Origin of the sequence: Enterococcus sp. DIV0806c, from assembly GCF_051710905.1 — a bacterium.
GTDB classification, from domain to species: Bacteria; Bacillota; Bacilli; order Lactobacillales; family Enterococcaceae; genus Enterococcus_B; species Enterococcus_B mundtii.
In genome coordinates, this window is record NZ_JBIOLO010000001.1 from 1,864,426 (window position 1) to 1,890,413 (window position 25,988).

Genomic DNA, 25,988 nt, shown 5'->3' on the forward strand with positions numbered 1-25,988 from the left:
TATCAACCCCCGCTCTTCTATGTATTATTCGATACTATATCTATCGCTAGAAATATTATATCTAGAATATGATATAATGTTTCCAGAATGTACAGATTTCCGTCAAGAGAGGTGGTTACCAATGAAACATCATGAAATAATAAAAAGATTACGCAAAGAAAGAAATATAAGTCAGAGAACTCTAAGCGAAGGGATTTGTAGCCGAACAACTCTTTCTTCTTTCGAAAATACTGGAACTAATATTTCTTTGAATTTGTTCCAATCGTACTTGGACAGATTAAATATTTCTGTTGAAGATTACTTTTTACTACATTTTAATGAAGAATGGCCAAATCAAACAGTAGCTTCAAATAAGGAAAAAGCGAATAAAGTATTAGAAAAAGCCTATTATACGTATAACTGGACTGACTTAGAAGAAAAAATAAACCATACATATCAGCTATACATGAAAAGTAATGATTTCTATTATTATTACTTATTCATCCAATACAAATTATTATTATATCGAAAAATCAGGGCTGAAAAATTTATTATCACAGAGAATGAAGTTATGGTTATAAAGAACTATTTAAATGATGTAGAAGTATGGGGGGCATTCGAATTAAATTTATTCTCCAACTGTCTCTCCCTTTTTAATGATGCTTATATTTTTTCAAAAGTAAAAATTCTTCGAAAAAAATATCGGAATGTGCGAGGGAGTTTTAAATTTTACAAATTATATAGCTTCTTTATAATCAACGTTATCATGTTGAAATTTGAAAGAGACGAGCTTGAAAATATGAACTTCTATTTAGCCGAACTCAAAAGTTTCAACACGATCAATTATGTAAGAGAACGTATTTTATATAATATTTTTACTGAGATCTTAAAATGTAAGTATGATCCTACTGTCAAAAATTTCAACACGATTGATTCATTTATCGATATGTTTAGACTATTGGATTTTAATGATTATGCTCAAGAAATGGAGACTTTCGCAAAAAAAATGCTTGGATTAAGGTAATTTTATAGGGATTTACTTGTAATCTATCCATCTTCCAAAAATGTTGCTAGTGATTATGGCTCCAACCATTAACAAGAGTGATGTCAGAAAAAAACATCAACAAAATGCTGATACTTTTAATCTATAAAACCACTAAAGATTGTAAATTTTATACACAAAGTTTTTTAAGAAGTCTAATTTGGATAGTATCAATCGTCTATTTTACAAAATTTTTGACCTATCGAGTACATTCAGGATTAGACCCCAAAACATTTAAAAATCTTTTGATAGTTTTCAAAATCAACAATCTATTGGTATAAAGACTTTCTAGTCGCTCTCCTCCATCCTTAATGTGATGGTCTAGTTTATAGTCCTTTGTGAATGTGAAAATTTTATGTACGTTGCTAATTTCAGGTGACAACTAAGTTTTCTTTTTATATTTTGAGTACGATACCATTTTTAGAAGAGCTCTCCTTGATAACTAATATTATCACTCACCTAAAAAAGACGTTTCTTTTGACAGAAACGTCTTCTAAAATGAGTTTATAGGATATAATGCCTTGCGCTCATCTATTTAAATCAATTAACCTTTACGTAATAATCCGACACATTCCACATGATGTGTTTGTGGGAATAAATCAACTGGTTGGACTTTTTCCAATTTATAACCATCTTCTGCAAACAACTTCACATCTCTGGCAAACGTTGCAGGATTGCATGAGATATAAACGATTCGTTCAGGAGCCATCTCGATCGCTGAATCAATAAAGCGTGCATCCAAGCCTTTTCTTGGAGGATCGACAACTAAAACAGTTGGTTTGATCCCTTTTTCTTGCCATTTTTTCATGACTGTTTCGGCTTTTCCAACTTCATAATGCGCATTTTCGATTTTGTTTGTCAATGCGTTAAACTGCGCATCTTCAATCGCTGCTGGTACGATTTCCATTCCATAGACGCTTGCTACTTGATCTGCGATAGATAAACCAATCGTTCCAATTCCTGAATAGGCATCAATCACGACATCGTCATTTTTCAATTCAGCAAATTCAATCGCTTTTTGATACAGTACTTCGGTTTGTAATGTATTGACCTGATAAAAGGATTTAGAAGAAATACGATAGGTCTTACCAAGTAACTGATCTTCGATATATGATTGACCAAAAAGAACTTTTTCTTTTTCTCCTAAAATGACATTCGTTTTTTCTTCATTAATATTTTGGATCACTGACACCACTTCCGGTAAAGCTTCATGGATGGCTTCAGCGATTTCTTTCGCTTTGAAGAATTTTTCTTTTCGAGTGACTAGAACGACCATCATTTGATGCGTGTAATGACCTCTACGAACAATGATATGACGAATTTGTCCTTCATTTTTTTCTTCATTGTAACCACGTACTTGGAAACGTTGCAAGATGTCTCTTACCTTAATGATGGCTTGATCGATTTGTGGGTCTTGGATGAAGAAATCTTCTATTTCCACTAAGTCATGACTGTTTTTCTTGTAAAAACCAGTCACTAATTCGCCTTCGACGCGACGAACAGGAATCTGTGCTTTATTGCGATATCCTGTAGGTTCTTCCATCCCGATCGTTGGTTGCACTTCGACTTCAGGCGTTTTAGCGATTTTAGCTAAAACGTGTTCGACTTGTTTTTGTTTGAATACTAATTGTTGATCATAACTTAAATGGGCTAAAGGAGCGATTCCTGTACGCAACAGAACATTACTAGTGATTTCTTGACGGTCTGGTGACGTCGTCAACCAGTTTTCGACCTTACCATAGCCAAATTTATTGCCTGCTTTTACGACAAGGATCTCCACTTGTTCACCTGGCAAAGCATTTTCAATAAATAATGGATAGCCATCAATTTTCGCAACACCTAATCCTTCGTAACTTAAATCGATGATATCAACAGTATACCGTTCATTTTTCTTAATTGTTTGTGTCATTTCATTACTCCTATTCTTTTGAATGGTTTCTAATTTTGTCCGTTTAACAAAGGAAAGAGCTGGGAGATCCATTCATTCCCAGCCCTTTTTTTCTTCAGTCTATTGGAAAAAGTAAGTAATCCTATGATCATTGATTTTTCCTTCTAATAGTCGTCCAATCCTGCTCAGCTCTGATCCTTATCAGCAATTTTGCCATCGCCATCGATGTCTTCATCCGTCAAACGTTCTACTTCTTTGACGAATTCTTTGCTAACTTCTTCTAGTTCTTCTTCCTCAAAACCAGTGATTGCCTCATCTGGAATTTGATCTGTGTTTGCATAAAACTCGATATGTTGATGAAGATTTTGGAAATGCATCGGAGCATTACCTCCATATTCGCCATCTAAATTGATCATGACAGGACGATTCGCATTATCTTCGGTTTCAACATAAAGGGAACTTGTTTTTGTATAAATGACCCTTGGATCATCTACATGCTTTCCTCCATTGAGCATGAGTGCCGCAATGTGTAGGATCTCAAAAATATTCGCCGTTTTGACAATGATCAAAGAAAATTTTCCATCATCTAGCTTTGCATCAGGCGCAATTTGTTCAAATCCACCAACGGAATTCGTCAACCCTAAAAAGAACATCGAAGCATTGCCATTATATTCTCCTTCGTCATACTTCAAGTGCATCTTGATCGGTTTGACACGTGGTAACATTTCTGCTCCTTTTGCCAAATATGCAAGATAGCCAAAAATACTTTTCAATTCGGAAGGAACTTCGTAGGTCAATTCTGTCAAGTAGCCACCAGCTGCAATATTGATGAAATAGCTATTATCGGATTGACCGATATCCATTTTGACTGTTTGATTCTTTTTGATGACTTCTGCTGCTGCCTTGATATTATCTCGAGGAATCTTCAAGGCGCGAGCATAGTCATTGGTCGTTCCCGCTGGAATGATCGCCATTTTAGGTCTAACTTCCAGTGAGGCGATACCATTGACGACTTCATTGATCGTCCCATCGCCACCAGCAGCAACGACAAGATCAAAACCTAACTCAGCGACTCGTCGTGCTTCATTTTTTGCCGAGTCCTCTTCCGGAGTCGTGGCATAAGCACTTGCTTCATAGCCCGACTCCTCCAGAGCTTGGAGGATGTCGGCAAGATTACGTTTTAACAATTCTTTACCTGAGACCGGATTATAGATCACACGCGCTTTTTTCATAGCATCCCTCTATCGTTTCGCTAATTCTTCATTTAGCAATTTGTTGACCACACCTGGGTTTGCTTGTCCTTTTGTAGCTTTCATGATTTGTCCAACTAAGAAACCGACTGCACGGTCTTTTCCGTTTTTGAAATCATCAACAGATTGTTGATTGTTATCTAAGATTTCATTGATGATCGGTAATAACTTCGCTGGGTCAGATAATTGGACCCAACCGTTTGCTTCGACAACACTTTGTGCATCTCCGCCATTCATGATCAACTCACGAAAGACTTTTTTCGCAATTTTAGAACTGATCGTACCATCTGCGATCAAAAGAATCATACCTGCTAAGTTTTCAGGTGTTAATTTCGTTTCAGCTAATTCTAACTTTTCACTGTTTAAGTAAGCTGATACTTCACCCATCAACCAGTTGGATGCTTGTTTGGCATCTGCCCCATTTTCCAATGTTGCTTCAAAGAAATCAGACATTTCTTTTGATAGTGTCAATACTTTTGCATCATACTCTGGTAGACCCAGTTCACGAATATAACGTTCACGACGAGAGGCAGGCATTTCTGGTAAGCTTGCTTTCACTCGTTGGATCCATTCGTCATCGATCACGAATCTTGGGATATCAGGTTCTGGGAAGTAACGATAGTCACTTGACCCTTCTTTGACACGCATCAAGATCGTCTTATTCGTCGTTTCATCAAAGCGACGAGTTTCTTGTTGGATCTCTCCACCAGATAACAATACTTTTGCTTGGCGTTTTTCTTCAAATGCTAAACCTTTTTTGACAAAAGAAAGGGAGTTCAAGTTTTTCAATTCTGCTTTTGTCCCAAATTCTTCTTGTCCATAGGGGCGTAAAGAAATGTTCGCATCACAACGCATTGAACCTTCTTCTAATTTCACGTCACTGACTTCAGTAAATTGGATTACAGAACGCAAAGCTTCTAAATAAGCATAGGCTTCTTCTGGAGAACGCATGTCTGCTTCTGAAACGATCTCGATCAATGGTGTTCCTTGTCTGTTTAGATCGACATAAGAGTACCCACCGATGCCGTGCATGTTTTTCCCTGCATCTTCTTCTAAATGCACACGTTCAATGCGGATTTTTTTCTTTTTACCTTCTACTTCGATCTCAATCCAGCCATCATGACCGATTGGTTGATCGAATTGTGAGATTTGGTAAGCTTTGGGATTGTCAGGATAGAAATAGTTTTTGCGGTCAAAATGAGTATCTTTCGAAATTTCGCAATTCAATGCTAACGCTGCACGCATCCCAAATTCCAGCGCGGCTTTATTCATTACTGGTAAAACTCCAGGGTATCCCCAGTCGATCACATTGGTGTTGCTGTTTGGTTCAGCACCAAAATGCGCAGGAGCTGGAGAGAAGATTTTTGAGTTGGTTTTTAATTCCACATGGACTTCAAGTCCAATGACTGTTTCAAAATTCATTCGGCTTTCCCTCCTAAAATAGCTGGTTGTTGACGATGGAACTCAGTCGCTTGCTCAAACGCATAAGCTGCTTGATACATGGTTTTCTCTTCGAAATAATTACCGATGATCTGTAAACCAACTGGTAATCCTTCCGATAAGCCTGCAGGTACTGACATGCCTGGTAGTCCTGCCAAGTTCACTGGGATCGTCAAGATATCACTCATATACATCGTGATCGGGTCGTTGATATTTTCACCAAGACCGAACGCAACTGTTGGTGAAGAAGGGCCGATGATCAAATCATAATCCGCGAAAACTTTTTCAAAGTCACGCTTGATCAATGTACGGACTTGTCCTGCTTTTTTGAAATGCGCGTCATAGTAACCTGCACTCAATGAGAACGTTCCTAACATGATCCGGCGTTTTACTTCTTCTCCGAAACCTTCAGAACGTGAATTGACATAAACGTCATCCAAGTTCTTGACATCTTCTGAACGATATCCATAACGAATACCGTCAAAACGTTGCAAGTTCGAACTTGCTTCAGATGAAGCAATGATATAGTAGACAGCCACGCCATATTTTGAATGAGGTAAGCTAACTTCTTCAACTGTTGCACCTAATGAACGGAATGTTTCAGCTGCTTTAAGAATTGCTTCTTTCACGCCTTCATCGACACCTTCACCTAAATATTCTTTAGGTAAAGCAATCTTCATTCCTTTAATATCACCAGACAAGCCATCTGCAAAGTTAGGCACAGATACACCAGATGAAGTACCGTCTTTTTCGTCGTAGCCACTGATTGCGGTCAATGCTAATGCGTTATCTTTGACTGTCCGGGTCATTGGACCGATTTGGTCTAAAGATGAAGCAAATGCAATCAAACCGAAACGTGACACACGACCATAAGTTGGTTTCATTCCTACGATCCCATTGAAAGCGGCTGGTTGGCGGATACTTCCACCAGTGTCACTACCTAGAGAAACTGGCACTTGTCCTGCGGCAACTGCGGCGGCTGAACCACCAGATGATCCGCCAGGTACTTTTGTTTGATCCCAAGCGTTCTTTGTTTTTTTGAAGTAAGAAGTTTCGGTACTTCCGCCCATTGCAAATTCATCCATGTTCAATTTACCAACAGGGATCATGTCTGCTTCGTATACTTTTTCCATGACTGTCGCATCGTAGATCGGTTCAAAATTATAAAGGATCTTTGAAGCTGCTGTCGTCAAAAGATCTTTTGTCACGATGTTGTCTTTGATACCGATCGGGATACCAGAAAGGACATTATGCTCATCGATGCCTTTTTCATCTAAGGCTTTGGCTTGGGCTAAAGCTTTCTCTTCATTCAATGTAATGAATGCATCAATCGCAGGTTCTGTATCCTTGATACGATCAAATGTAGCTCTCACTAAGTCTTGTGCAGTGATTTCTTTTGACACTAATAAGTCGTGTAGTTCTTCTAATGAACGATTGTATAATTCTGTCATTATGCGCCAGCCTCCCCATTATCGATGATTGCTGGTACTTTGATGAACCCATCTTCTTTTTCTGGTACATTTTTTAATAATTCATCTCTGCTCCAACCTAGTTGTGCACGGTCTTGTCGCATGACGTTGACAGTCTCAACGACGTTTGATGTAAATGGTACGCCTTCTGTGTCTACTTCTTCCAGCATTTCTACCATATCAATGATTTTTCCTAATTGGTCAGTAAAACCTGCGCGCTCTTCATCGGCAAATTTCAATTTGGCTAACTTCGCTACATGTTTTACTTGTTCTTCACTAATCGCCATAGTACCCCTTCTTTCCTAAATGAAAACTTTGCTTCTTATTTTAACATAAGAAATTCGCATTCTGAAATTCTTTCTTGAAATTTATCTGAAAAATTATTCTGCTCCCTCGACAGGATGACTCTCTGCTAACGCGTCAGCCATTTGATCTTCCGTCCAAACCTCGACCCCTAACTCTTGGGCTTTCGTTAATTTACTACCCGCATCTTCGCCAGCGACAACGATATCTGTTTTTTTCGACACGCTACCAGTGACTTTTCCGCCAAGATTCTCAATCGTTTCTTTGGCTTCTTCCCTTGTGAATCGAGTTAGTTTACCCGTCAATACGATCGTCTTGTTTTTGAACGGCGATTCTACTTCTTTCAGCTGTGTCGAACGAATCCCTTTGTATTCAAGGTTGACACCTGCTTGTTTTAACTCTTCCATCAACTCGTGGACTTCTTCGTTGTCAAAATAAGTCACTACACTATCTGCAATAATATCCCCAATCGTATCTAATTGGATGATTGATTCAAAATCGCTGCGACTCAACGTTTCTAAATCGCCAAAATGCTCTGCTAAGATTTTCGCTGCTTTTGCGCCAACGTGACGGATACCTAAACCAAAGATCAAGCGTTCTACCGAGTTATCTTTGCTCTTGTCGATCGCTGTTAAAATATTATTCGCTGATTTTTCTTTGATTTTGTCTAACGTCAATAATTCTTCTTCTGTTAGTTTATAGAGATCGGCAACATCAGCGACTAGTTTCTTATCGTACATCTGTTCCAAGACTCTTGGGCCTAAGCCATCGATGTTCATCGCATTTCGGGAAACGAAATGGTTCAGTCCTTCTTTCATTTGTGCGGGACACTTCGGATTGATGCAACGCAAGGCAACTTCTTCATCTAAATGAACCAGCTCACTGTGACAGACAGGGCAATGTTCGGGCAATTTATAAGGCTCGCTGTCTTTTGGACGTTTATCTAAAATGACTTGTGCGACTTCTGGAATGATATCCCCTGCCTTATAGATTTGGACAGTATCGTTCAAGCGGATATCTTTCATTTGGATATAATCCCCGTTATGCAGACTGGCGCGACTGACCGTCGTTCCAGCAACACGAACTGGTGTCATGATCGCTGTCGGTGTCACTACACCCGTTCTGCCGACCGTCCATTCGATTTCTTCGATGACCGTTTCTACTTCTTCAGGTGGAAATTTATAGGCTGTTGCCCAACGTGGGGCTTTGACCGTGAAACCTAATTGGTCTTGGATTGAAAAGTCATTGACTTTAATAACGATCCCGTCGATCTCATAAGGTAAGGCTTTTCGTTTTTCATGGTATTCCTCAATGAACGCCCAAACTTCTTCGATTGAGTGACAAAGCCGTTTTTCATGGTTCGTATGGAAACCGATCTTGTCTAATTCTTCTAACGCTTCGTATTGCGTAGTGGCTTGCATTGGTCCAAAATCGGCTACGGTATATAAGAACGTATCAAGATTTCTTTTTGCTGTGATCTTGGAATCTAACTGGCGCAAGGAACCTGCTGCAGCATTGCGGGGATTGGCAAAGACTGCTTTACCTTCTTCTTCATTTTTTTGGTTCAATTTTACAAATGAACGTTTTGGCATAAAGCATTCGCCACGCACTTCAATACTCATTGGTTCTTTTAATTTGATTGGAACAGAGCGTACAGTTTTCAGATTTTCCGTGATATTTTCGCCGACAGAACCATCCCCACGAGTTGCTCCCCGAACAAACTCACCATTCTCATAACGCAAGGATACCGATAAACCATCAATTTTCAATTCACAGCAATAATCGACTGGATGGCCGATTGCTTTTTGGACGCGTTGATCAAATGCTAATAGTTCTTCTTTATTGAAGACATCGTTCAAACTATATAATGGAATGTCATGTGTGACTTTTTCAAATGCTGAAAGAATCTTTCCACCTACTCGTTGTGTCGGTGAATCTGCGGTGATCAGGTCTGGATATTGTTCTTCGATCGCCACTAATTCGGCATAGGTTTTGTCGTAGATATAATCTTCTACTGTTGGCTGGTCCAACACATAATACTCACGAGACCAACGATCTAACTGCACTCTGAGTTCTTCTGCTTTTTTTGTTGCTTCATCGATCGTCATTTCGTGTTCCATCTTTTTCTCCCCCTATTGAACTAAACTTTTTCGATTGGTGCAAAAGCGGCTAATACACGCTTGACTCCTTGACTTGGAAAAGCAATATCAAGTTCAAGATCTTTTGCGTCACCACTTACTCTAACCACTGTTCCTGGTCCCCATTTTTTATGTTTGACTTTATCTCCTGGTTTCCAACCACCTGTTTCGCCACATGTAGCGACTTTTGCTGAAACACCTGCTTTTGTTGGTTGTTGGTACTTAGGTGTCGCGTTATTCGTACGAAAAGGTGACGGTTGAGACGCATTCGGTGTTGGACGCATGCCATGGATGTCTAATAATTCTTGATCAATTTCTTCTAAGAAACGTGATGGGCGATTGTACTGCGTGCGTCCATACAACGTTCGCGAAAAGGCATTTGTTAAAAACAATGCTTCTTCGGCTCTGGTGATCCCCACATAAGCCAATCGACGTTCTTCTTCCAATTCACTTTCTTCCATCAAGGCACGTGAAAGCGGAAAAACCCCTTCCTCTAAACCAATCAAGAATACCACTGGAAATTCTAATCCTTTAGCCGCATGTAATGTCATCAATGTTACTTGTTTCGTTTCTTCTTCTAAATTATCCAGATCTGAAACAAGCGCTAAATCATTCAAGAATACGGTCAATTTGTCTTCTGGTGATTCTGCATTATCTAATCCTTCTTTTTCAAATTGTTTATCAAATTCTTGTGTCACGGTCAAAAACTCTTCCAAGTTTTCGATACGTGCTTGTGATTCTAAGGTATTTTGGATTTTTAGATCATCTAAATAGCCGCTACGCTCTAACACTTCTTTGGTTAACTCTGTGACGGTCAAATAAGGGATCATTTCAGTCAATTGGTGCATCATCTCGCCAAAAGAGCCTAATTGTGTTCCGGCTTTTCCACCGATGTTCGCTAATTCAACATTTCTTGCAGCCTCTAGCAATGGCCATTCGTGCATCGTGGCAAAGCTACGGAGTTTTTCCACCGATCCTGGTCCAATGCCACGTTTTGGTGAGTTGACGATCCGCTCAAAACTCAGTGAATCTTGAGGATTAGCCATCACATTAAGATACGCCAAAACATCTTTGATTTCTTTTCGATCATAGAATTTATGACCTCCAACCATTTTGTACGGAATATTGGCTTTCAGTAAGGTTTCTTCCATGACACGCGATTGGGCATTTGTTCGGTAAAGAATGGCAAAATCTCCATAATTCCGACGATTCATCTGGATCTCTTCTTGCATTCTTTCTACAATAAAACGTGTTTCGTCACGTTCATTGTCTGCTCGATAGTAGGTGATTTTATTCCCATCTTGATTTTCAGTCCATAGATTTTTGGGTTTGCGATTGCTGTTGTTTTCAATGACTTGATTCGCTGCATTCAAGATTGTTTTTGTTGAGCGATAATTTTGTTCTAACAAGATCACCGCAGCATCTGGATAATCTTTTTCAAAGTCCAAGATGTTTTGCATATCTGCTCCACGCCAACCGTAAATACTTTGATCTGCATCTCCTACTACGCAAAGATTTCTGAAACGTCCGGCTAATAGATTGACCAACGTATATTGTGCATGGTTCGTATCTTGATATTCATCTACATGGATGTAATGGAATTTGTTTTGGTAATACGTCAATGAATCTGGATGCTCATCAAATAAACGGATCGTATTCATGATCAGATCATCAAAATCCATACATTGGTTGTATTGGAGTTCCTTCTGGTATGCTGCATAGCATTTCGCAGCAATTTCTTCATAGTAACTGCCTTGCATTTTGGCAAAAGCCTCTGGTGACAATAAGCTATTTTTTGCTTGCGAGATCGAACCTAAAAGGCTTCTTGGGTCGTACTTTTTAGGGTCGATATTCAGTTCCTTCAAAATTCGTTTCATCAACGATAATTGTTCGGAAGAATCAATAATCGTAAAGTTTCGGTTATACCCGATATAATCCACATCACGTCTTAAAATACGGACACACATGGAGTGAAAGGTAGATACCCAAACATCTTCGCCGCCTGTTTCTAAAATGGCATTGACCCGTTCTTTCATTTCTTTCGCCGCTTTATTGGTAAAGGTGATCGCCAAGATATTCCACGGATTCACTTCTTTTTCTTCAATCAAATAAGCGATTCGATGCGTCAAAACGCGGGTTTTCCCACTACCGGCGCCAGCCATCAATAAAAGCGGGCCATCCGTATGTAGAACCGCTTCTTTTTGACGAGGGTTCATTCCCTTTAATAAGTTTTCTTTGGATGACATTCACAACATCCTTTCTATTATCAATCCTTCTAATTATAGCATTATCATGCGGTTCAATAAAGGGAATCTTCTTGTGAAAGCTTGTTTATATCTTGTGAAGAACCTAGAATAAAAAAGAAATATTCTACTTTAATATACGTCTAACCATCGGTTTTACAAAATTTTGAAGAATTTCAAAAGGCGTCCATTTTGACCATTCATAAATGAATAAAGAACCCTTGTATCATGTCAGAAAAAGGTCAAAAAAGCAGTCTGGTCTATTGTTCTACTTTGTCATCCTAAAAAAGCCAGAAAATCTAAAATATGCCCATTTTTAGATTTTCTGGCTTTCGTTTGAAGATCCCTCTCCTAAAACATCCCTTATTTAGTTTTCAAATTAATAACAAGCTGCGTTCACCGCTTCTTCCGTACATGGCAACATCTATTTACTAAGTTCAACTTTGAGCGCTTAGTTTGTAGATGAACCGGTATCTCACATCATGTTTATCCGTCATGGGACCAGAATATTCTCCTTTAAGGTATAGTTTTAAGGGATTCTCAAGAAAAGGCAATACTTCAATTGAATCTGATTGATTTTCACCAAGAATCAATGGCCCAGAATGTTGCCCATTTGTCGCTGCTAAATGAAGACGTAAATGTTTATGGGCGTCTTGCACTACATTATTCACTAAAGTCACTGGCGTTTCTTCAATTGAATGGTCAATTACTTCAGTCACTGAAAAATCGATTGGAAAATTACTATGGCTGATGATTGGTTGGGCGGCGGCCAGTTCATCAAATTCTCCTGCTTCACGGACAGTAAAGAATTTCTCCAAAGGTACTTCCACACTCAGCACACTCTTAGGCACATCAACTACGAATTCCTTCCACAAACTTTGACTTAAGTATTTCTGAAGTTCTGGATCTTCTTGCATGATTCCTGTTACTTTCACATAGACATAGTAGGTGCCAGCGCGTAATTTTTCTTGTTTCCAAGTTCTTTCAGTCTCTGAAGTTTCAATTGCTACTACACCACTAGTTGCAGGGGTAGTACTAGTAATCTGCGATTGAGCCGCCTCTGTGTTGATGGACATCCCTGACCAAAGCGGTTCTTTACTCAGTATAAATTGATGATTCGTCAACGGGCGGTTGCTTGGTGTCACCGTCTCAATTGTCGTGGTCAGTTCACTCACATCTAAATCAACCTCTGGACTAGTCTCAACTGTTGGAATATCGAATTTTTTTTGGTAAATCACTTCATTCGTTATACCAAGCGTATACAAATCAACAAGTTGTTCTGTCGCAATATCTTTCGAAATCGGTTGATTATACCGATCCTCCGCATTGAATTGATAGCCACCGATTTCTCCAGATTGCCCATCTAAACGGTTGATTTGAATTTTTTCTATTCCACTACTAATTGAACTAGTTACTGACGTACTTCTTTTTTTGAACCTGATCAATTCAGGCTCATTCACATTAAACAAGACTTTAGAACTAGGCGTTAGAAGGGGATTAAACGTGGAGTAAGTGCTGAAAGTCAACTGTGCATCTTTAGCAACATTTATCTCCGACACCGTGGTTGAAGACTGCTTGGCAAGCCCAAATTCCATTAACCCCTCACTTTCATAACTTAGCTTACTGCCTTCTCCTATAAATAGATCATATCCCACAGGTGTAATGCCTAACTGAGGAATATTGGCATTAATGATTACTTCCGAACGATCTTCTAGTTGAATTTGTAATCTTTGATCAGCCGAACTTTGACCGGTTGCTAATTGAGTACTAAATATCGCTGAATTAACGAGTCTATCATCAGAAATCAGATACGTTTTAGAATTTTCTGCAAATGTCACATGCCACATGTCGATCATCGAACTATAGATTGGAAGAAAAGAACCATCAATAGTGATTATATTTTCTCCGTAAAAAGTAATTGTAGATTCTTGGTTGTTAGTAAAAAATCGACGACCACCATAATTCGTATAAATCGTAATATTTTCTACACTTAAATGAAACGGAATGGACACATTAGCAGAAGTCAATATTCCAGATGTAGGAAGCAAACTTATCTCTGACCCTCCAGGAATTACATAGCCCTTTTTACCAAAATTAAGATTTTTGATGGTTACATTTACGTTTGGGACTTGTACTCGAAAGAGATAAGATCCTTGGTTGGTACTGGAAGAATGCATGTAAAACCCTTGCCCGTCAATGATGATATCTTTATGAATATCATGGACACCTGAAGCGTAAAAAAGAATATTAGCAGTGTATTTAATATGATAAGGTCCGCTACCGGCATCGGTATTTATCGCATTTAACGCAGCAATCAAATCGTCTCGGGAAGCTACTGTATAAGGATCGGTTTCTGTCCCACTTCCACCATATGCTCTAGCCACTTGATTAGATTCTGATAGAGTCCCTTCTCCATTATCATTTACTGAATTGCGATCACTTCCCAAAAAATTAGGGTCCCTCTGTCCGCTTTGTACAATACTTGATTCAGTTTTTCCATCTACTAAATCAGTTTCAGCGTAAACTAATTGATTCAAAAATAATAGTTGAGTGAACAACAAAAATGTCCAATAGATAAGCCACCTTTTATGTTGTTTCATATTTACCTCCATGTATGAGATTTTTTTATTGATTCATAGAGAGTTCAACGCTTACTATAAGCCAGTTCACCCTTTTTTATCTGAAAACTCCTGATACTCTTCACTAGTTATTCACTTCATTATTCAGTTTAATGATGACCAGCCTGTAAGCGATGACATAAATAACTAAAAAATCAGTTCAGTTTCAATCGCTGTCTCCACTAAATCATTTGTTCATTTTACGATCAATAATTCGATAGCTGATCACAGCAAACACAAGGAAAATACCTACCCACGTCACAACTAAAGGTTCCGATTGTTCATTGGTTTTTGGAAAATAATCAATCGTTTGCGTTTCGACTTTGATCGGTATTTGGGTACTCCCTTGGATATCTGTTCGAATTGCTGTGTTTGTATCGTTTATTTGTTCAAGTTGCTCATCTGTCCTCGTTGAATCCGTCGTTGATGTGCGCTCCTCAGAAGAACTACTCTCCTCTGTTGATGGCTGACTTTCTCCAGGGGGTGGTTTAATTTCTTCAGTCGGCGGTCGACTATCCACGATACCTAATTCGCCTTTTAACTCTATATTTGTCTCCATAATATTCCTTACCCCTCTCTATTCAAAGATAACCAGCTTCAAATGTTCCCCTTATATCTATAAAAATCAAACGTTTCGACTGATCATCTGCTTATTTTTGCTTGATTATTTCGCTGTCAACTGATAAACAAATGAATAGCTGACCTCATGTTTTTGCTGGAGTGACCCAGCATATTCCCCCTTGAGATACAAATGCAACGGATTATCTAAAAATGGAAGTATTTCAATGGGAGACGCTTGGTTCAGTCCCACAACTAGAGAACCAGAATCTTGGTTATTCGTCGTCCCTAAGTGCAAACGTAGCTGTTTGTTTGCGCCAGATAGAATTTCATTCACCAATGTCACAGGTGAAGCTGTGGCATGTTCCACGACTTCGGTTACCGTTAAATTGATCGGAAAATTACTGTGGCTGATAATCGGTTGAGAGGATGCAATCGTATCAAATTGCCCTTCTTCACGAATTTTAAAGATTTTTTCTAAAGGAACTTCGACATTTAATGGACTTTTTGGCACCTCGATAACGACTTCATACCAAAAGCTTTCACTTGGTAAATGTGCTAGTTCAGGATCTTCATGTAATTGACCAGTTACTTTCACGTAGACATAATAGGTGCCAGCATAAAGTTTTTGCTCTTGCCATAAACTTTCAGTAGGTGAAGATCGAACAGCAACCATTCCATTCGTTGTAAGGGTAGCATTGTTGATTTGAGTTTGTGCTGTTTGATTATTGACTGAACTACCTGTCCACAACCGTTGCTTACTTAATTTGAAATCGTGCTTTGTTAGCGGTCGCTCAGGCGGAATCGTTGTATTGATGGTAGTGGTTAAATTACTTATATCTATACCCACCTCTGGTTCTACTTGAATCTCGTCAATCACAAAATTCGGCTGATAGATAATATCATAAGTGCCTGAACCACCACTATAGACAGTAGTTAAATCCCTCGATACTGTGGTATTTGGAAATACACTTAAATTGCCAAGTTGAGTATTGGCGACCCTATAGCTAACTTGGTAATGACCACCAAATTCACTTGCTGTATCAAGTCGATTAACTGCAAATATCCCTCTTCCAGTTAATGTTTGTCTTGCTGCTGCTCTAAAAAGGATATACTTCGGTTTATCAGCCATAAATGTATAAGAATTGCCGATCATCGTTTGACTCTCATGTACGACAGTAGCGTTTGGTCCAACTAGTATCATTGTACCAACAGCACTAGAATATTGAGTGTGATAAATCATATAGGATGAAATAGCTGTCGGGTGCGTCGTATAAACAAATAGTCTCGCCTCGGTTCTTATATCCATCCTGATAGAATTTATTGCAGATATTGCTTTAGGAGTAGGTGTTACTATGGATAATTCGGCATTTCTGTCAATGACAAATGGTTCGTTTAAACTAGAATTACTCAGGTAAAAACAGTAATCTATCATAGAACTTGAAGGTTGCATCGCATAAATTGCAGTTGTGGAATTTTCCGCAAAGAATACTTGCTGGTTGATGACAAATCTTCCCGCATTTCTAAATGAATTATGCCCTTTAAATGTCACTCTTGCTGCGTAAATCACATCAAAATAGACTGTTCCATAGTAATTGATATTTTCAATAATTACAGATACATCATAAATAGAAGATGGACTGACACTTTCTCTATAGATCAAACGAGAGGGGTTTTTGTTGTAAAGTATACCATTACTATCCATCAGTGTATCACTGCCAATATTCATGTTCCTGAGTGTAACACTTAATCCTGCCACAGCCACATTGAATAATCTTTCAGCTCTAGAAGGGCTGTCATTATTATGCAATACATAATAGCCTTTCCCATCAATTACTACGTCTTTGTAAATATTAAAAACAATGGTGGCTCCTTCATAAATAATATTGCCCGTTAACTCAATATAATAGGTCCCAGTACCAGGATCATTTTGAATCATAGCCAAAGCGCTGATCATTTCGGCCTGAGAACCTACCAAATAAGGATCAATCTCAGTTCCGTTTCCTGCATAGGCAGTAATTGGCTGATCAGAGCTATCATTTAAAATTGTTGCTGGTATAACATTCTCATCGTTTTTATCGGAAAAGTTTTTTTGAGCGTCTGTAGGGACTTCGTTTATTTCTTCATACGACCAGCTATCATCTTCTGTTGGTATATTTAATGAATCATCCGAGCTTACACTTTCCGAATTGTTTACTGTTAATGGTTTGTCGCTTTCAAATGTCTCCGTTAGAGCAAAATGATGACTCATCGTTGAGCTAGTAAAACAAATAATAGAAACAAAAATAAGTAAACGTGATATTTTTTTCATAACGACCTCCTTTTCCTACTGTTTGTCTCAGATCATCGCGAAGTCAATTGATACTAAAATTCTCAGCTGACTCCATGTCTTCGATGACTAAATTCTGAATAATGCACTCTTAAATAGAGTTTCAATGGCTTCTCTAAAAGGAAATCCATTGAAGAATCACTGTAACAATTAATAGATGACGCACATTTTATTCATTTGATGAACATATAATATTTTTTCAATCATTTTTGTGGACGATTCTGTCACAACTCTTCATCCATCTAAAGCCGATTCCCTTTGTAGCAACTCACCTATTCCCCTTTTTTTGACAATTTCCTCCCGCTGATAATCTTGATTTTATTTATTTGAGTTATTTTGATCATAATAGTCATATGAAAACCTTCATATTGATTCAAGCAAGCCTTACCCTTTATAGACAATTAGATCACGAACAATAATCTAGTAAATTTTTACTTGTTTTTCGTGCTTATTTATATTGATTAAAATTAGATTATAAACAGATTGCAAAATAATGATACTACACTCCTTTATTTATAGTCAAAACATGTTCTATGGCAAAACGCTGAAAACGATCGTTATATAAACAACAAAAAATTAATTTCCCTCTATAAAAATGTTAAGCGAGGTATTATTTTAGCTAAACAGCCGAACCATTCACACTTGATCACTATTTATGGATTGTCAAAATAATACAAAAAATAACAAATAATTTTTTAGTCTCATAGATGAGACTCATTTTTTCCAAGGTTATTTATGTAATAAGTGCCGCATGAAATCTATCTATCGAGTCAACCGATTTTTGTCATTGGGAGAATTCAAATCAGTACGATATGTTACTAGTACGATATCTTTTATTCAAATTAAAATAAAACGTTACGAATGAATGGCTGTTTTCGATATATGGAATCGCTCTATTCACAACAGGTTTTCAATAGTGTTTACATTTCAATTGAAGCAAGCATGTGACCGCCCTAAGGTCTTTTCTATGACGAAAAAAGAACAGAAAAGAGATGTTAATCTTCTTTCTGCTCTTTTTACTTAAAACCTTCTCAATACCTACTGATTTGGATTTTTAAGGATTTGTTTTGTAAGTTTTATTTCTTGAATCAAGTATTGTCCAATTGATGTCTCAGAAACAATCCCCCTACGATCATAAAAATCAACACGAATCCTAAAAGTGAAAGATATATACCTGTTTGATCATTTGTCTGTGGCATTGGTTGAACCACCTTCACTTCTGTACGGGCCACCTGATTTCTTTCGGTTGTAGGCGATTCTTCGGGTACTGGTGCAAGTGTCGGTGTTTCTACACCTAGCCTCCCATTCAATTCAATCGTCGTAGTACTCATAGTATCTCCTCTAACTTAGGATTAAAAGTTCACGGCGTCTAATTGAAGTGTCAGTGTAAATGACGGATTTGCTTCTGAAATATTAGCTGATGTGACAGCACCACTATAGCTAAAAGTAGTAGAGGTCGGGTTTGATGTATCACCAGTAGCTGTCAATCTCCCCTCACGATTTGCTAAAGTGAATATCACTCCGGATGATTCAGGTGTGAAATCTTGCAGTTGACCGTTGGCGATCAATCTTCTTGACGCTGATAAAGGTGATGGCGAAACAATATCTAAGGCAGAGATAGCGGAATAATCGCCAGAATTGCTTGCAAAATTTTTAACAGACACTGCTACTGGTCGACCAGAATTATTGGCGATATTGTAGGTTGGTGAATTTATGCTGGTTGTGCCTGCAAGATTATAAAAAATTGTCGCAGTGTCCAGTGTGACATTGATCCAATTTGTATCACCTTCTTCGATTTCTTCTTCAGGATCTGTATTGTCCAACCCCAAAGAACCGTTGATTTGAATATCTGCCGTTGGTTCTCCAATAACATCCGATGCTAAAATCGTCGTTGGTGCAAACGCTCCCGCAGTTGTTCCTAAAACGAATACACTTGCTAATAATTTCTTTTTCATCCTAATATTCCCCTATCTAATGTATTTTTTATTCGATGACTAGTGTTACTCCAGCTGCTACTTGTCCTTTTTTCTGATTCGTATCTGGATCGTATAAGCTAAACATTGCTACAGATGGATGTTCTCCTTTCTCCAGTGACTGTTCAAGTGTTACCTCTTTTATTTCATACCCTGGCTGGATTGCGCCAGATGTATAAACAAGTTCATCATTACTCTGTTTTCGTATTTCCACATTGATGGGATGGCCATTTTCAAGTGGGTTCTTGATCATCAATTCACCTTGCAGCGTTCGGTGATTAAACGTCGCCTCTGGTGAAATCATTAGATTGAATTTACTTCTATCAACTGCTGTTTGCGATAATTCTAACAACTCTTCTTCTGAGATTCGTTGCGCATCTTTTCCATCTGGAAGGAATTCCCCGCTGACAAGTGTCACTGGTTCAGGTGTTTTTTGAAAGTAATATCGATAAATCAGCCAACCACTAATCAGTAATAATAGACTTACCAATATAATAATCAGAGTTTTCTTTCGTTTATTCATCCCTATTTCCATTAATCCACGTCTCCTTTTGCTGTCAGAGTATAAGTCAATCTAAAATCTGTTTCATGTTTCTTGAAAATCGATCCAGCGAATTCACCTTTTAAGAAAAGTTCTAATGGATCTTTTAAGAACGGTTCTAATGTGATCGCTTCCGGTCGATTTTCACCTACAATCAACGGCCCAAATGCTTGACCATCATTTGTACTCAACTTCAATAACAAATGATCCCCCTCCACTTCTGGTATCTGAACAACCAATGAAATTGTCGGATCAATCGAGTGATCAGCAATATGTGTCACTGTAAAATCAATGGTAAAATTACTATGGGTAATGATTGGTTGGCTATGTTCCTCTTGATGAAAAGTTCCAGCTTCACGAACTTCAAATATCTTTTTCAGAGGCACTTCTACATGTATCGGACTGCGGACAATCATCACTTCTTTTTCCTCCCATAAACTCTCAATCGATAAGGGCTCCATCTCTTGCCCTGCAACCGCTCCGTCAGCCATCTGTTGAAAAATCACTTGGACATACACATAATACGTACCTGCCCGTAATTGTTCATTCTGCCAAGACAAGCTTGTTGTATTTTCGACTGACATCACTCCTGGTGTATCCAGGTTTGCTTGTGCAATCGCATCTTGGGCAGCACAGGTGAGGTAACCGAATCTCCACTCCAAAGACGTTCAGTGCTAAGCTTATAGCGGACCTCTTTAATAATCTGGCTTGTTGGATGAATCGTAGTCAATAGTTCACTTTTGCCGATCTGTACATTTGGAATGCTGTCCCACGTAAAATGAACACCTCTTTGGTAAATCGCTTGTCGCAACCCTATGAGACTAAACTGATTGTCTGCCAAGATTTGTGTCGCCCTTCCTGGTATTTGCTTTTTCCCTACGCCTTGGTCATGATCAAGATAATTAATCTGGTAATCTCCAGTAACACCTGGAACACCATCTAAGCGATTGAGCGTCATATCTCGGGCGAATAATCGATTGGTTGTACCGACATTTTCAAAATGGATAAACTCCGGTTCATCGACATTGAAAGTTACTGAATTACCTGAATTGATCGGGCCGTTGCTTAAGAATGTTGTTTGAGCGTCTCTACCGATATTGATCGTTGTAGCATGTGAATCGGAAAAATTAAGTGCCCGATTCGCTGTTTGTCGATAGAAGAATTTTGCATTGTCAGCGATTGTAAAAATCAATGGTGCACCATGTGTCAAGTTTTGCTTTGATGAAAGAATTGACACTTCTGCCTCTTCTTCGATCACGACTTCTATTCGCCTATTACCTCCATTCGAACCTCCAGTACCAAATCCATGAATAAATCCTGAATCGGTTTCCGTTTGATGATCAATCGTTGTTTTTGTACCTGAACCAAAAACAAGATTATAACCTTCCATAAATTCCTGGCTATTTGTTCCTGCTCGACTAGTAAAATGGTTCTCTCCTTTAAATATAAACGTCGACTCTTGATTCCAAGACAAAAGTGGTTGCGCACCTGTTCTTGCATAATAATCAACATCTTCAAAAACTGCCGTAAAGTTTATTCCTGATACATTTCCAGATCCAATAATTCCATAGTAGGTATTATTGTCATAGATTCTTCCAGCGGCATCTGTCATGCTATCGCTTCCAAAATTCATATTTCTAAGTGTCACATGTCCCCAGATCTTTGGATTCGATATCCCGTATTAATCGCTGTACTACTAGAACTATTAGAGTAAAGCATGTGAAATCCCTGCCCGTCGACCACTAAATTTCTTCTTATCTCAAAGACATCTGAATCTTGGTACAAGATATGATTCGTCAGAACAACATGATAAACGCCATTTGAAGGACTTGAATTGATTGCTCTTAGCACATCACGTAATTCAGTAGCTGTTCCAGCAGTATAGGGATTCCCTTCAGTCCCAAGCCCATTCAAGGATTCAATTTGTTCAAATCCATGATTATTCACATCTTCAGTCATCACATAGTCAAACGTTTCCCACTCGGTTCCATTTTCTAAATCCGATAGAATTTCTTCTTTTTGAATAAATAGCTCTTGTTCTTTTTCGTTATTTTTTGAATGTTCAAAATGATTGATATCTTCTCCTGCTTCATGAGAATCATTGACTTCAAATTGTATGTCTCTAGCGTAATAATAAACGATTGGTAATAGACTTAAATAAAAAAAAACTAGTAATATAGATATTTTATTCATTATAATCATAATTACCTCCACATATTTTTTAAAAAAGAAAAAATTAGATAGATTAGATTTTGATTGCAAAACGATGATACTATGAAAAGAAGTAATAAGTCAACTTATTTGGTATAGTGTTTTTTTTTAAAAAAAGAATCTTACTAAAGAATTATACTTTAGTAAGATTCGACTATTTCTATTAAACAACTATACTATATCAAGCTTCAACAGCGGCAGGTGCTTTTCTTAGCCAACCATAGATAATACCGGAGACCACTGCACCAATTAAAATAAATACAAGATACATAATCGGATGACTTAGTAAGAAGACAACGAAGATCCCACCATGTGGTGCTAGCAATTTGATACCAAAAGCTCCCACTAAACCACCTGTCAATGCAGAACCAATAATGAAACTTGGAATTGCTCTGATTGGATCAGCTGCGGCAAATGGAATCGATCCTTCGGTTACGAAAGAGAGCCCCATAACAATGTTTGTCAACCCAGCATCTTGGTCTGTTTTACTGAATTTATTTTTGAATAAACGTGTTGCAACGAAGATAGCTAATGGTGGAACCATTCCTCCCGCCATAACGGAAGCCATCACAACACTACCACCCGTTGCGACAGTGGTTGCTAATGTTGCTGTACCGAACACATATGCTGCTTTATTGATTGGTCCACCTAGATCGGCAGCCATCATCCCAGCAAGTAATGCGCCTAATAACGCAGCATTTGAACCGCTAAGTCCAGACAAGAAACCGTTCAAGCCATCATTGAGTGCTTTCATCGGTACATTGACCATCAACATCAAGAAACCGGTAATCAACAATCCGAATACAGGATAGAATAGAATCGTTTTGATTCCTTCCAGTGACTTAGGTAAGTTTTTGAATAATTTACGTAAGAAGACGATCACATAACCTGCCAAGAAACCACCAATCAAGGCACCCAAGAACCCAGCACCGCCAGCATTTGCTAATGCTCCCGCTGCAAAACCAACGATCAATCCAGGACGGTCACCAATACTTGACGCAATGAATCCAGCTAAAACTGGTAACATAAAGCCAAATGCCGCTTGTCCAATTTGATTGAACCAGCTTGCTGCTTGGTTGTAATTCCCAAGGTTGGCTAATTGATCTTGTGGTACACCCATGAACTGATCGACCATGAATGATAATGCAATGGCGATCCCACCGCCGATAACGAATGGTAACATGTGAGAAACACCATTCATCAAATCTTTATAGATTCGTTGGCCGATCGTTCCATCTGCATTTCCTTCGTCAGAAGAATTTTCTTTTCCATCACCATGGAAAACTGGTGCTGAACCACTGACAGCTAAGTTGATCAATTCTTCCGTTTTTCGAATACCGTCACTTACTGGACGATTGACTAATTCTTTTCCGTCAAAACGATTCATTTCGACTTTTTTATCAGCCGCAACGATAACGCCATCTGCACGGGCAATATCTTCAGCAGTTAAACGGTTTTTGATTCCTTCTGAACCGTTTGTTTCAACTTTGATCTCAACACCCATCTCTTTGGCTTTTTTCTTCAACGCATCTTCAGCCATGTAAGTATGGGCGATCCCTGTTGGACATGCAGTAACTGCAACAACAAATTTTTTATTAGAAGAAGTCGCTGTTTGTGCTGCTTCTTCTTGTTCCGCTACCGCTTCTGCTTCTTTTTGTTGTTCCGCTGTTTGGAATAATTCTTGGACCTCTTCCGGTGTTCCTGCTTCTTTTAATTTTCCAACAAAATCTGGATCGATCAACAAACGTGATAAAGCAGCTAATGCTTGCAAATGTGTGTCGTTTGCTCCTTCTGGTGCGGCGATCATAAAGAATAAGAAAGTTGGTTGACCATCTAGTGCTTCATAATCCACGCCTTTATTACTTTTCGCAAACAAAACTGTTGCTTCTTTGACAGCCGCATTCTTCGCATGTGGCATTGCAATGCCATCGCCCAACCCAGTGGATGTTTGAGCTTCACGAGCTAAGATCCCTTGTTTATAAGTTTCGATATCTGAGATACGACCTGCATCATACATTTTTTGGACCATTTCATCGATGGCGCCTTTTTTATCAGTTGCCTGTAGATCCATGATCATCGCATCTTTGATCATTAAGTCTTTGATTTCCATGATTTATCCCCCACGATATTAATCAATTTTTGTTATTTCTACTTCTGGTAATAATTCATCAATGAATGAACGAACCGCTAAATCATCCGAAAAAGCAGTTGCACTTCCACATGCCACGCCCCACTTGAAGGCTTCTACCGCATCTCTATGTTTGCTATATGAACCGATAAAACCAGCAATCATCGAGTCTCCGGCACCCACTGAATTTTTCAATGGTCGAACTAATACATTTGAACGGTAGGTTCCTTCTTTTGTAAACAATAAAGCACCGTCCCCAGCCATTGAGATCAACACATTTTTTACTCCTTCTGCTAGTAATTTCTTGCCATAAGGAATGATATCTTCAACGGAATGGAATGTCACATCATACAATTCAGCTAGTTCGTGATTGTTTGGTTTGATCAATAACGGTTCTTTTTTTAATGCTTCTTTCAAATCATCGCCGGTGGTGTCAATCACAAACTCAGCACCTTTTTCACGGATGATCTCAATCAATTCTTGATAGAATCCCGCACGTAAACTCGCAGGTGCGCTTCCTGACAATACCACGATATCGTCTGCTCCAACTGTTGCTAATTCTGCTTTCAAACGTTCAATGGCTTGATCTGAGATTGTTGGTCCTTGTCCATTGATCTCTGTTTCAGAATCAGACTTAAGTTTGATGTTGATCCGTGTATCTTCTTCCACTTGTGTAAAAGCTGTCGCGATTTGTTCTTCTTTCAACCAGTCAGAAATAAAATTCCCAGTGAAACCACCAAGAAATCCTAAAGCGGTCGAATCAGAATCGATTCGCTTCAATAGACGAGAAACATTGATCCCTTTTCCTCCAGGGACTTTGAAATCTTCGGTCATTCGATTTAAATCACCGAGTTTTAATCCATCTACTCGTACGATAAAATCGATGGATGGATTAAGCGTTACTGTATAAATCATTGATTTGCCTCCTTAATTGTCGTCCGTTCACTGTAGTCGTCAAGAAATTCTAGTGGACAACGCTCGGTTATGATCGTGGCATCTTGCAGTGGTGCAACAGAAACAAAGGTTTGCTTATTGAACTTCGTATGGTCAAGTAAAACATAACTATCTTGGGCATTTGTAATTGCTAAGCGTTTGACCGCTGCTTCTTCTGGATCTGGGGTAGTGAATCCACGTTCAAGATGAACGCCATTCATTCCCATAAATGCTTTATTAAAATGGTAATCCCGTAATTGGCCAAGTGTATTAGCTCCTAATACTGCATTCGTTGAGAGTTTCACTTGCCCCCCTAGGACGATCGTTGAAACTTGTAGATCAACTAGCGCAGCAGCATGTTTTACTGAGTTAGTTACAACAGTGATCCGTTTATCTTTTAAAAAGGGGATCATCTCTAACGTAGTTGATCCTGCATCAAGATAAATGACTTCTTCATCATTCACCAGATCTGCTGCTAGTCGTGCAATCACTTGTTTTTCATGAACGTTTTTGAGCGTTTTCTCACTCATGTTTTGTTCAAAACCTAAAAGATCCTCTTTTTTTGCTCCTCCATGGATACGTTGCAATAACCCTTCATCTTCTAGCTCTTGAAGATCCCGTCTAATCGTTGATTCAGAAGCATCTAACAAGACTACTAACTCTTGGGATTTGACAATTTTATGTTGTTCCAATAGTTGTAGGATTTTCTGTTTACGTTCTTCTGTAAGCATTTCCACGATCACCTCACGATAGATTCTAGCATATTTTGATTTAACATTCAACAAGATTCATTCAAAAACATTCAAAAACGATAAAAATCCTGAATCTACAAATAACTTCAACTACAATAAGAAGGCATCCACAAAATCATGCTTCACTTTTTGTGGATGCCTTCTGACATTTTAGGTTTTAAACTAGCTTACGTTTTCAATTTTCTGATCGTCT

20 protein-coding genes are annotated in these 25,988 nt (G+C 38.5%); 1 reads left to right on the top strand and 19 read right to left on the bottom strand.

The features are described 5' to 3' along the window. Positions 1-121 precede the first annotated feature (121 nt). Positions 122-1,003 (top strand): Rgg/GadR/MutR family transcriptional regulator, encoded by an 882-nt coding sequence (locus IGK77_RS08845; protein ID WP_071866277.1) that lies wholly within the window; start codon positions 122-124, stop codon positions 1,001-1,003. Between the two features lie 562 nt (positions 1,004-1,565). Here the strand turns inward: IGK77_RS08845 and rlmD are convergent. The 19 genes from rlmD to IGK77_RS08940 all read right to left on the bottom strand — a co-directional run bounded on the left by rlmD (position 1,566) and on the right by IGK77_RS08940 (position 25,774). Further along, positions 1,566-2,930, bottom strand: a complete 1,365-nt coding sequence (gene rlmD, locus IGK77_RS08850) for a 23S rRNA (uracil(1939)-C(5))-methyltransferase RlmD (protein ID WP_074799309.1) — start codon at positions 2,928-2,930, stop codon at positions 1,566-1,568. A 164-nt stretch (positions 2,931-3,094) separates the two neighbouring features. Next, a complete protein-coding gene (locus IGK77_RS08855; RefSeq protein ID WP_074799310.1) occupies positions 3,095-4,141 on the bottom strand; it encodes a diacylglycerol kinase in 1,047 nt (348 codons plus the stop codon). Between the two features lie 9 nt (positions 4,142-4,150). Further along, positions 4,151-5,581, bottom strand: a complete 1,431-nt coding sequence (gene gatB, locus IGK77_RS08860) for an Asp-tRNA(Asn)/Glu-tRNA(Gln) amidotransferase subunit GatB (RefSeq protein ID WP_071866275.1) — start codon at positions 5,579-5,581, stop codon at positions 4,151-4,153. Continuing rightward, positions 5,578-7,050 (bottom strand): Asp-tRNA(Asn)/Glu-tRNA(Gln) amidotransferase subunit GatA, encoded by a 1,473-nt coding sequence (gatA, locus tag IGK77_RS08865; protein ID WP_071866274.1) that lies wholly within the window; start codon positions 7,048-7,050, stop codon positions 5,578-5,580. The genes gatB and gatA overlap by 4 nt, the downstream gene beginning before the upstream one ends. Continuing rightward, positions 7,050-7,355 (bottom strand): Asp-tRNA(Asn)/Glu-tRNA(Gln) amidotransferase subunit GatC, encoded by a 306-nt coding sequence (gene gatC / locus IGK77_RS08870; RefSeq protein WP_010735262.1) that lies wholly within the window; start codon positions 7,353-7,355, stop codon positions 7,050-7,052. Before gatC ends, gatA begins: the two co-directional genes overlap by 1 nt. 93 nt (positions 7,356-7,448) lie before the next feature. Continuing rightward, entirely contained in the window at positions 7,449-9,491 is a 2,043-nt protein-coding gene (ligA, locus tag IGK77_RS08875; protein WP_438713150.1) for an NAD-dependent DNA ligase LigA, read from the bottom strand. A 20-nt stretch (positions 9,492-9,511) separates the two neighbouring features. Next, positions 9,512-11,755, bottom strand: a complete 2,244-nt coding sequence (gene pcrA, locus IGK77_RS08880; RefSeq protein WP_074799312.1) for a DNA helicase PcrA — start codon at positions 11,753-11,755, stop codon at positions 9,512-9,514. A 434-nt stretch (positions 11,756-12,189) separates the two neighbouring features. Then, complete coding sequence (locus IGK77_RS08885; protein ID WP_074799313.1) at positions 12,190-14,352, bottom strand: hypothetical protein; 2,163 nt, start codon at positions 14,350-14,352, stop codon at positions 12,190-12,192. A gap of 205 nt (positions 14,353-14,557) precedes the next feature. Next, positions 14,558-14,929, bottom strand: a complete 372-nt coding sequence (locus IGK77_RS08890; protein WP_074799314.1) for a hypothetical protein — start codon at positions 14,927-14,929, stop codon at positions 14,558-14,560. Between the two features lie 105 nt (positions 14,930-15,034). Then, positions 15,035-17,239: a hypothetical protein gene (locus IGK77_RS08895; RefSeq protein ID WP_438713151.1), complete on the bottom strand. Its 2,205-nt coding sequence runs from the start codon at positions 17,237-17,239 to the stop codon at positions 15,035-15,037. Positions 17,240-18,345: 1,106 nt separating this feature from the next. Then, positions 18,346-18,588 (bottom strand): LPXTG cell wall anchor domain-containing protein, encoded by a 243-nt coding sequence (locus tag IGK77_RS08900; RefSeq protein ID WP_071866268.1) that lies wholly within the window; start codon positions 18,586-18,588, stop codon positions 18,346-18,348. Between the two features lie 21 nt (positions 18,589-18,609). Continuing rightward, the gene (locus tag IGK77_RS08905) at positions 18,610-19,212 is read right to left on the bottom strand and encodes a hypothetical protein (protein WP_071866267.1); all 603 of its coding nucleotides are present in this window, start codon (positions 19,210-19,212) and stop codon (positions 18,610-18,612) included. 28 nt (positions 19,213-19,240) lie between these two features. Further along, positions 19,241-19,765, bottom strand: coding sequence for a hypothetical protein (locus IGK77_RS08910; RefSeq protein ID WP_081355904.1), 525 nt, complete (start codon positions 19,763-19,765; stop codon positions 19,241-19,243). After that, entirely contained in the window at positions 19,765-20,355 is a 591-nt protein-coding gene (locus IGK77_RS08915; RefSeq protein WP_074799316.1) for a hypothetical protein, read from the bottom strand. Before IGK77_RS08915 ends, IGK77_RS08910 begins: the two co-directional genes overlap by 1 nt. Next, positions 20,355-21,383 carry a hypothetical protein gene (locus IGK77_RS08920; protein WP_438713152.1) on the bottom strand — a complete coding sequence of 343 codons (1,029 nt, stop codon included), beginning with the start codon at positions 21,381-21,383 and terminating at the stop codon, positions 20,355-20,357. The genes IGK77_RS08915 and IGK77_RS08920 overlap by 1 nt, the downstream gene beginning before the upstream one ends. 32 nt (positions 21,384-21,415) lie before the next feature. Then, complete coding sequence (locus IGK77_RS08925) at positions 21,416-21,973, bottom strand: hypothetical protein (protein ID WP_074799318.1); 558 nt, start codon at positions 21,971-21,973, stop codon at positions 21,416-21,418. Positions 21,974-22,163: 190 nt separating this feature from the next. Then, positions 22,164-24,092: a PTS fructose transporter subunit IIABC gene (locus IGK77_RS08930; protein WP_074799319.1), complete on the bottom strand. Its 1,929-nt coding sequence runs from the start codon at positions 24,090-24,092 to the stop codon at positions 22,164-22,166. Positions 24,093-24,110: 18 nt separating this feature from the next. Next, positions 24,111-25,025: a 1-phosphofructokinase gene (pfkB, locus tag IGK77_RS08935; protein ID WP_074799320.1), complete on the bottom strand. Its 915-nt coding sequence runs from the start codon at positions 25,023-25,025 to the stop codon at positions 24,111-24,113. Then, entirely contained in the window at positions 25,022-25,774 is a 753-nt protein-coding gene (locus IGK77_RS08940) for a DeoR/GlpR family DNA-binding transcription regulator (RefSeq protein WP_074799321.1), read from the bottom strand. Before IGK77_RS08940 ends, pfkB begins: the two co-directional genes overlap by 4 nt. Positions 25,775-25,988 lie beyond the last annotated feature (214 nt).

Coding starts and splice junctions, on each gene's coding strand:
- ligA (WP_438713150.1), bottom strand. CDS start 9,491: ATGGAACACGAAATGACGATCGATGAAGCAACAAAAAAAGCAGAAGAA.
- gatA (WP_071866274.1), bottom strand. CDS start 7,050: ATGACAGAATTATACAATCGTTCATTAGAAGAACTACACGACTTATTA.
- IGK77_RS08920 (WP_438713152.1), bottom strand. CDS start 21,383: ATGACAGATGCCGCTGGAAGAATCTATGACAATAATACCTACTATGGA.
- IGK77_RS08930 (WP_074799319.1), bottom strand. CDS start 24,092: ATGGAAATCAAAGACTTAATGATCAAAGATGCGATGATCATGGATCTA.
- IGK77_RS08940 (WP_074799321.1), bottom strand. CDS start 25,774: ATGCTTACAGAAGAACGTAAACAGAAAATCCTACAACTATTGGAACAA.
- rlmD (WP_074799309.1), bottom strand. CDS start 2,930: ATGACACAAACAATTAAGAAAAATGAACGGTATACTGTTGATATCATC.
- IGK77_RS08895 (WP_438713151.1), bottom strand. CDS start 17,239: ATGAAAAAAATATCACGTTTACTTATTTTTGTTTCTATTATTTGTTTT.
- IGK77_RS08915 (WP_074799316.1), bottom strand. CDS start 20,355: ATGTCAGTCGAAAATACAACAAGCTTGTCTTGGCAGAATGAACAATTA.
- IGK77_RS08890 (WP_074799314.1), bottom strand. CDS start 14,929: ATGGAGACAAATATAGAGTTAAAAGGCGAATTAGGTATCGTGGATAGT.
- IGK77_RS08845 (WP_071866277.1), top strand. CDS start 122: ATGAAACATCATGAAATAATAAAAAGATTACGCAAAGAAAGAAATATA.
- IGK77_RS08900 (WP_071866268.1), bottom strand. CDS start 18,588: ATGAGTACTACGACGATTGAATTGAATGGGAGGCTAGGTGTAGAAACA.
- pcrA (WP_074799312.1), bottom strand. CDS start 11,755: ATGTCATCCAAAGAAAACTTATTAAAGGGAATGAACCCTCGTCAAAAA.
- gatC (WP_010735262.1), bottom strand. CDS start 7,355: ATGGCGATTAGTGAAGAACAAGTAAAACATGTAGCGAAGTTAGCCAAA.
- IGK77_RS08885 (WP_074799313.1), bottom strand. CDS start 14,352: ATGAAACAACATAAAAGGTGGCTTATCTATTGGACATTTTTGTTGTTC.
- pfkB (WP_074799320.1), bottom strand. CDS start 25,025: ATGATTTATACAGTAACGCTTAATCCATCCATCGATTTTATCGTACGA.
- IGK77_RS08910 (WP_081355904.1), bottom strand. CDS start 19,765: ATGGAAATAGGGATGAATAAACGAAAGAAAACTCTGATTATTATATTG.
- gatB (WP_071866275.1), bottom strand. CDS start 5,581: ATGAATTTTGAAACAGTCATTGGACTTGAAGTCCATGTGGAATTAAAA.
- IGK77_RS08925 (WP_074799318.1), bottom strand. CDS start 21,973: ATGATTATAATGAATAAAATATCTATATTACTAGTTTTTTTTTATTTA.
- IGK77_RS08905 (WP_071866267.1), bottom strand. CDS start 19,212: ATGAAAAAGAAATTATTAGCAAGTGTATTCGTTTTAGGAACAACTGCG.
- IGK77_RS08855 (WP_074799310.1), bottom strand. CDS start 4,141: ATGAAAAAAGCGCGTGTGATCTATAATCCGGTCTCAGGTAAAGAATTG.